At 69.5% G+C, this 6,561-nt stretch carries 7 protein-coding genes and 2 tRNA genes; 5 read left to right on the top strand and 4 right to left on the bottom strand.

Translation table 11 applies throughout. The features are described from left to right. Nucleotides 1-1,251: aldehyde dehydrogenase family protein (locus tag V7793_RS30835; protein ID WP_336012754.1), on the top strand; the 1,251-nt coding region annotated here is incomplete at its 5' end. A 44-nt stretch (nt 1,252-1,295) separates the two neighbouring features. Here V7793_RS30835 and V7793_RS30830 read toward each other — a convergent pair. Continuing rightward, nucleotides 1,296-2,624: a DUF2254 domain-containing protein gene (locus V7793_RS30830; protein ID WP_336012751.1), complete on the bottom strand. Its 1,329-nt coding sequence runs from the start codon at nt 2,622-2,624 to the stop codon at nt 1,296-1,298. 106 nt (nt 2,625-2,730) lie between these two features. Here V7793_RS30830 and V7793_RS30825 point away from each other — a divergent pair. Further along, a tRNA-Leu gene (locus V7793_RS30825) sits at nt 2,731-2,818 on the top strand. A 343-nt stretch (nt 2,819-3,161) separates the two neighbouring features. Here V7793_RS30825 and V7793_RS30820 read toward each other — a convergent pair. After that, on the bottom strand, nt 3,162-3,452 hold the full coding sequence (locus V7793_RS30820) for a hypothetical protein (RefSeq protein ID WP_336012749.1): 291 nt from the start codon (nt 3,450-3,452) through the stop codon (nt 3,162-3,164). Between the two features lie 353 nt (nt 3,453-3,805). On the opposite strand from V7793_RS30820, the gene V7793_RS30815 reads away from it, so the two are divergent. Both V7793_RS30815 and V7793_RS30810 read left to right on the top strand, forming a co-directional pair. Then, a tRNA-Leu gene (locus V7793_RS30815) sits at nt 3,806-3,893 on the top strand. A 488-nt stretch (nt 3,894-4,381) separates the two neighbouring features. Continuing rightward, entirely contained in the window at nt 4,382-5,110 is a 729-nt protein-coding gene (locus V7793_RS30810; RefSeq protein ID WP_336012745.1) for a hypothetical protein, read from the top strand. 143 nt (nt 5,111-5,253) lie between these two features. Here V7793_RS30810 and V7793_RS30805 read toward each other — a convergent pair whose 3' ends face one another. Next, nucleotides 5,254-5,475: a hypothetical protein gene (locus V7793_RS30805; protein ID WP_336012744.1), complete on the bottom strand. Its 222-nt coding sequence runs from the start codon at nt 5,473-5,475 to the stop codon at nt 5,254-5,256. Then, nucleotides 5,468-6,031, bottom strand: coding sequence for an RNA polymerase sigma factor (locus tag V7793_RS30800; protein WP_336012742.1), 564 nt, complete (start codon nt 6,029-6,031; stop codon nt 5,468-5,470). The genes V7793_RS30805 and V7793_RS30800 overlap by 8 nt, the downstream gene beginning before the upstream one ends. A gap of 116 nt (nt 6,032-6,147) precedes the next feature. Between V7793_RS30800 and V7793_RS30795 the strand changes: the two genes are divergently transcribed. Next, nucleotides 6,148-6,561: cbb3-type cytochrome c oxidase subunit I (locus tag V7793_RS30795; RefSeq protein WP_336012741.1), on the top strand; the 414-nt coding region annotated here is incomplete at its 3' end.

Raw genomic sequence — 6,561 nt, 5'->3', positions numbered from 1 at the left:
GCCGCCGTCGACGCCCTGGACGCCCACCGCGACCTGCTGGCGCTCCTGCTGGTCTGGGAGATCGGCAAGCCCTGGCGCCTGGCCCGGGCGGACGTGGACCGCGCGGTCGACGGCGTCCGCTGGTACGTGGCGGAGATCGACCGCATGCTGCCGGGGCGCACGCCGCTGCCCGGCCCCGTCAGCAACATCGCGAGCTGGAACTACCCGATGAGCGTCCTCGTGCACGCCCTGCTCGTCCAGGCGCTGGCCGGCAACGCCGTGATTGCCAAGACCCCCACCGACGGCGGCCTGGCCTGCCTGACGCTGGCCGCGGCGCTCGCGGCGCGCGAGGGCGTTCCCCTGACCCTGGTCAGCGGCAGCGGCGCCGAGCTCTCCGAGGCGCTCGTACGCGCCCCCGGAATCGGCTGCGTCTCCTTCGTCGGCGGGCGGGACACCGGCGCGCGGGTCGCCACCGCCGTGGCCGACCTCGGCAAGCGCCACGTCCTCGAACAGGAAGGCCTCAATGCCTGGGGCGTCTGGGACTTCACGGACTGGACTGCGCTCGGCGCGCGGATCCGCAAGACCTTCGAGTACGCCAAGCAGCGCTGCACGGCCTACCCGAGGTTCGTCGTGCAACGGGAGGCCTTCGCGGACTTCCTCGCGGTCTACCTGCCCGCGGTGCGGGACGTCCGCTTCGGCCACCCGCTCGCCGTGGAGGCGCCCGGCGACGACCTCCCCGAGCTCGACTTCGGGCCCCTGATCAACGCCGCCAAGGCGGCAGAGCTGACGGGCCAGGTGGCCGAGGCCGTCCGCCGGGGCGCCGTCCCGCTGCACCGCGGCCGCCTGGCCGACGGCCGCTTCCTGCCCGGCCAGGACACCGGCGCGTACGTACCTCCCGTCGCGCTGCTGAGCCCGCCGCCCTCCTCGCCCCTGCACCACGCCGAACCCTTCGGCCCCGTCGACACCGTCGTCCCGGTCGACACCGAGGCCGAGCTGCTCGCCGCCATGAACGCCAGCAACGGCGCGCTCGTCGCGGCCCTCTCCTGCGACGACGAGGCGGTCTTCGCGCGCCTGGCCCCGCAGATCCGGGCGTTCAAGGTCGGCCGCAACGGCCCCCGCTCGCGCGGCGACCGCGAGGAGCTCTTCGGCGGCTTCGGGGCGTCGTGGCGCGGCGCCTTCGTCGGCGGGGAGCTGCTGGTGCGGGCGGTGACGGAAGGACCGTCCGGCGAACGGCTGCCGGGAAACTTCCCGGAGTACCACTTGATGCCGTGAGGCCGGGCGGCGACGGCGCCGCAGTGAGGCCGGGCCGAGGTGCCCTAACCGATCCCCTGCCGGTCGGGCAGCAGCGCGAAATCCCGGTCCGCCGCATCCGGCACCGTGCGCGACACGGCGTGCTCCAGCAGCGCGCGGTGCCGCTCCAGCGGCGGGCGCCGGTCCTCGGGGACCAGCCACCACAGGTCCTCCAGGGCGGCCAGCAGCCGCCGGGTCACCTGCGGGCTGCCGGTCGCGCAGCCGCGGATCTCCGCGAACCCCAGGTCGACCAGGTCCGCCCAGCCGGGCACGTCCTGCACCAGGCGCACCGCGCCCCGGCGGTCGCAGTGGTGCAGCGCCCCCAGCGGGCGGCGGGCCAGGGCCGCGAGGAACTGGGTGATCCGGTCCAGGCACTGCACGGCCGTCGTCGGATCGTTCACGGCGGGGGACAGGGCCCGCTGCGCGATGTCCGACAGCTGCCGCAGCCCGAAGCCCAGGTCCTGGTGGAAGGTCCGCTCCACGCCCACGGACACCGTGTACCGCAGCGCGCGGGACGGTGGCGCGGCCCCGCCGTGGACCGCCAGCACCGGCGTCCCGGGCACCACGAAGTCCCCGATCCGCGGGATCAGCCGCAGGACGACGCCGTGCCGCCGCGCGACCCGCACCAGCCGGGCGACGTGCACGTCCCGCAGCACCCCGGCCCGGCCCGCGTGGGCGATCTCCGCACCCGGCTCCGCGAGCGCCGGCCGCTCGTCGTCCGCGACACCGTGCTTGTCCAGCACCCGGAAGGACTCCCGGGTGATCCGGTCGATCACGTAGCTCACCCGCATCAGCCGCAGCGTGGAGTTCACGTAGGCGATGAACAGCCCCAGGCTCACCAGCACCAGCACGACGCACACGATGCCGGAGAAGACCGGGACGGTGGAGACCGTACGGGGGTTCTCGTCGCCCTCGTAGGACGCCTGCACCAGCAGCGCGAACAGGAACGTCGCCAGGAAGACCGCGAACGTGCACTTGGTGATCCGGCTGCGGACGTACAGCCGCACCACGCGCTGGGAGAACTGCCCGCCCGCCACCTGCAGCGCGACCAGGGAGATCGAGAACACCACCCCGATGAAGGTCAGCATCGCCGAGCCGACGGTAGTGATGATCGTCTTGGCGTCGTCGGCGATCCCGATCAGGGACTCGACGGCCGCGTAGTCCCCTTCCTCCTGCAGCGCCCCGATGACGAACTGATCCACCTCCAGCACCCCGGCGGCCAGCACCGCGGCGCCGACCAGCCCCGCGGTTGGCGTGAACCAGAACGTGTCCCGCAGGTGCTCCCGCAGCGGCGACAGGGGCCGCGGCCGCCGCCGCGCACCCACCGCCGCCCGGGTATGCCCCGTATTGCCCATAAGTGAACCTTATGCCCCGCGTAGATACCCAGGTGAAAGGCACTCCGAAACCTTGGTATTGTTATCCCTGTCGCCGCGGGCACCGCCCCGCCGGAGACGACACCCGGTCCGGGTGGCGGAATGGCAGACGCGCTAGCTTGAGGTGCTAGTGCCCTTTATCGGGCGTGGGGGTTCAAGTCCCCCCTCGGACACCAGTAGAAACCCCAGTTCACCTGGGGTTTTTCTGTTTTCCTGAGCCTGATAATGCTCTGCGTGACCCACTGCGTGACCCACTGCGTGACCCACTGCGTGACCCGGGAGCTACCGGCGCTTCGGCCGGGGCCAGGCCGGGCGTGGACTCGGTAGCGGCCCCGGGATCACGATCAAGGTGACCCACGCACTCGGCAGCCGGCCGTGCGTTCAGCCCGCCCTCAGTCGTCAGCTCGTCGAGCGTGGGCGCGTCGCCAGCGTCCAAGTGGTCGACGATTACGAAGAGAAGGTTCTGCTCCTGTCTCGAAGGTCGATCGGCCTGAGGTGGGGCGCTTGTCGGCCCTGTGCTCAGGCCAAGCCTCCGCGTTCCCGGCGCTCCTGCTCCGCCTTCTCCTTCTCCTCGATCTTCTTGAGCACCTCCGCGCGCCCGCCATCGCCCCACCTCTTGAGGATGTCCGCGTCCATACGCATGGCACCGTAAATGTCGAGACGCTTGTAAAGATCGGTCTCTTTGCAGAGGCTCTCCACGTCCTTGGTGAACTCCTTGAGCAGCCACCGGAAGTCATCGTCGGTCGGGGGCCCCTCCGCTTTGGCGGCGGCCATTCGCTCTTCCCTGGTCACGCTGTCCTGCTGACTCATACAGGCTCCTCTGGCAGTCCAGGCGATCGGTCGCCACCACGGCGACGCGTAAAGGCACTGCCTCCAGCATGGAACGGGCTACCAGCACCGCACGCCGGACCGGTAGAAATTGCCCCAACCTAGTGAGGCATCGCATCGCGCCCCCCATGCGCCGAGGTCGCACCTTGCAGCCTTCGAAGCCGTCCGGCTTCGGCTGGACGACGCGACCCAGGACGAGCCATGCATTGCCCGAGGCACACCTCCGGCATCTTCGGGGTGGGCGTTTTCGCAGGACAGAGGCCTAAAGGCACTCCGAAACCTTGGTATTGTTATCCCTGTCGCCGCGGGGAACGCCCCGCCGGAGGCAGCACCTGGTCCGGGTGGCGGAATGGCAGACGCGCTAGCTTGAGGTGCTAGTGCCCTTTATCGGGCGTGGGGGTTCAAGTCCCCCCTCGGACACCAGCAGGAACCCCAGTTGACCTGGGGTTTTTCTGTTTTTGTGGGCCTGATGACGCTTCGCGTGACCCACCGGGTGACCCACGGGACCGGGCGCTACCGGTTCGAGGAGCAACCGGGCTGACGCCACCGAGGCCGATCCGGCGGGCAGCCTGGCGCCCCCACGCCTGCCTTCTCCGCACCGCCGACCGCGTTCGTTCCGGCCGGGGAGTGACGCGACGGTGAGCGGCCGCGTACGACGAGGCGGTACCGGCGTACGCGGCCCGGCCCGGGACGCACTGCGGGCTGCCGCGCAGACGGCGTTGCGAGAGCGGAATCGTCTCTGAAGCCGCGCTGAAGCCGTGCTGAAGCTCACTGAGGGCACGCTCTGCGCAGACGTCGCAAGGTGTCTCCATCCCGCGGCTCGCCATGAAAACAGGAAACGCGCGCATCGCAGGCCAGATGCGCAACAGAATCAAAGTGGGGGGAACGAGATGTTTATTCACCGACGAAGAATGGCCGGGCTGCTGGCGGCGGCTGTTAGCGCCACGGTATTGGCGGGACTTCCGAGTGCTGCAGCAGCAGATAGTAGCCCAAGTGCCGCCGGCGTCCGTCCGGCCGCCACTGCTTCGCCGAAGGCCTATGTCGACTGGCTCAAGGTCAAGGCGGATGCCGGGGACGGTGATGCTGCTGAATACTCTAAGAAATACCAGGCTCTCTCCGCGGAGAAGCAGAAAAAGTATCTTGAGTACATCAACGACCGCAGCTACTTCAACGTATTCGCCAACGCGGTCGAGGGGAAGGGTGCGGCCCGTACCGTGATGGCGGACGGCGATGTCGTCGTCAGCAGGGGCGACGACTCCGGTTCCGAGGCAGGACAGGGCCCGGGCCCCGGTGAGTCCGGTCCCGAGGCCGCCGGGTCCAGGGATCTGTGGGCTTCGCACTGGGTGAAAGTCAAGTATTTCGGTCTTGAGGCCACCAGGGTCACGGTCAAGACTTCATACCGGGTCAGAGGGAAGAACACCACCAAGGTCTACCCCGGAACCGCGTGGCACAAAAACTACATTGCGGGCACCGACCTGACTCACACTCCGGTCGATGAATGGATCTCGGCGGAACCCGCAGACAATGCACACTCCGAGACGGTGTGGACGTTTGAGTGGTGGACGGGCATTGAAGACACAGGACGTCATCGCGTCTGGGCCGACTACAGCGGCTTCAAGGGCGGATATCTGAAGACGTGACGCCAATTCAGGTAGCCATGACCTGAGACGTACTGCAACTCTCCGCCTAGGCGGGCCGCGTCTTGAGGAAAGGGGTGGTCCGCCCCGGCGAAGGCCACGCCCGTCGTCTGCTGCGTGGCCTTTACCCCCGCAGGCCGTGGAGATCAGCGGCACGCCGACAAGGTCAGGGCGAGCGCCCCGACCAGGGCGAGCACCGTGGCCTCGGCCCGGACGATAAGGAGGACCCCGGTCCTTCTGACGCGGTCGCCGTACAGGAGGCGGTTCAGGGCGCGTTCGGCGTCGGCGTCGAGCGGGCGGTCGCGCCAGGGGCCGTCACCGGAGGGCACGGGGTTGGCCGTTCGCAGCAGTTCCAGTTCGTCATGCATCGTCGTCGCCTCCAGCGCGCGCGTCGGTTCGTGCCTCGGACCCTATGGGCAGGGCGGGCCGTATGCGGTCGGCCTCGGCGCGCAGGCGGCGGCGGGCCCGGTGCAGGCGCATGGCGGCGGCGCTGCGGCTGCAACCCAGGGCCACGGCCAGTTCGTCGAGGGTCAGTTCCTCCCAGGCGGTCAGGCGCAGCGCCTCCTGGTCGGCCGGGGAGAGGCGGGCGAGGGCCTCGTGCACCCAGGCGCCGGGGCGGTCCGCGTCCGGGCTCTCCACGGTGTGCCGGCGGTGGGCGGTCTCGTGGTGGCCGAGCCTGAGCAGGAGACGGCGGTAGCGGGACATGCCGCGGACGGTGTTGGCCAGGCAGTTGCGGGCCACACCGTACAGCCAGGGCAGCGGCGGGTCGGGCATCTCCGCCCGGCGCCTCCAGGCGACGGAGAACACCTCCGACACCACTTCTTCCACTTCGTGCGCCTGCCCGTCCAGCCGTCGCGCCACGAAGCGGCTGACCGCCCAGTAGTGCGTGCGATAGGCAGCGGCGAAGGTTTCCTCCGTGCTCATGATCGGCTGATGTCCGGCATAGCAGAGATCTTCACATGCGTGTGGTGTGAGGTGGATCGCACACCGGCGGGCCGGGGAGCGGTGAAAGAGCGCGGGGGTCCGGACACCTACGGGGCATGAGATCCCCCGTGAAGTGGCTGACCACCACCGACCACAAGACCATCGGCACGCTCTACCTGGTCACGGCGTTCGCGTTCTTCTGCGTCGGTGGGCTGCTCGCCCTGCTGATGCGCGCCGAGCTGGCCCGGCCGGGTCTGCAGATCGTGTCGAACGAGCAGTTCAACCAGGCGTTCACGATGCACGGCACGATCATGCTGCTGATGTTCGCGACGCCGCTGTTCGCCGGTTTCGCGAACTGGATCATGCCGCTGCAGATCGGCGCGCCCGATGTGGCGTTCCCGCGGCTGAACATGCTCGCCTACTGGCTCTACCTCTTCGGCTCGCTGATCGCCGTCGGCGGGTTCCTGACTCCGGACGGGGCCCCCGACTTCGGCTGGTTCGCCAATTCGCCGCTGTCGGGCGCGCAGTAT

The organism is Streptomyces sp. KLMMK, from assembly GCF_036961605.1.
Classification (GTDB): domain Bacteria; phylum Actinomycetota; class Actinomycetes; order Streptomycetales; family Streptomycetaceae; genus Streptomyces; species Streptomyces telluris.
This window is presented reverse-complemented; position numbering and strand designations above follow the sequence as displayed.

What these genes read in the sequence shown, in the direction of transcription:
- V7793_RS30830 (WP_336012751.1), bottom strand. Translation starts at nt 2,624, where the DNA reads ATGGGCAATACGGGGCATACCCGGGCGGCGGTGGGTGCGCGGCGGCGG.
- V7793_RS30820 (WP_336012749.1), bottom strand. Translation starts at nt 3,452, where the DNA reads ATGAGTCAGCAGGACAGCGTGACCAGGGAAGAGCGAATGGCCGCCGCC.
- V7793_RS30810 (WP_336012745.1), top strand. Translation starts at nt 4,382, where the DNA reads ATGGCCGGGCTGCTGGCGGCGGCTGTTAGCGCCACGGTATTGGCGGGA.
- V7793_RS30805 (WP_336012744.1), bottom strand. Translation starts at nt 5,475, where the DNA reads ATGCATGACGAACTGGAACTGCTGCGAACGGCCAACCCCGTGCCCTCC.
- V7793_RS30800 (WP_336012742.1), bottom strand. Translation starts at nt 6,031, where the DNA reads ATGAGCACGGAGGAAACCTTCGCCGCTGCCTATCGCACGCACTACTGG.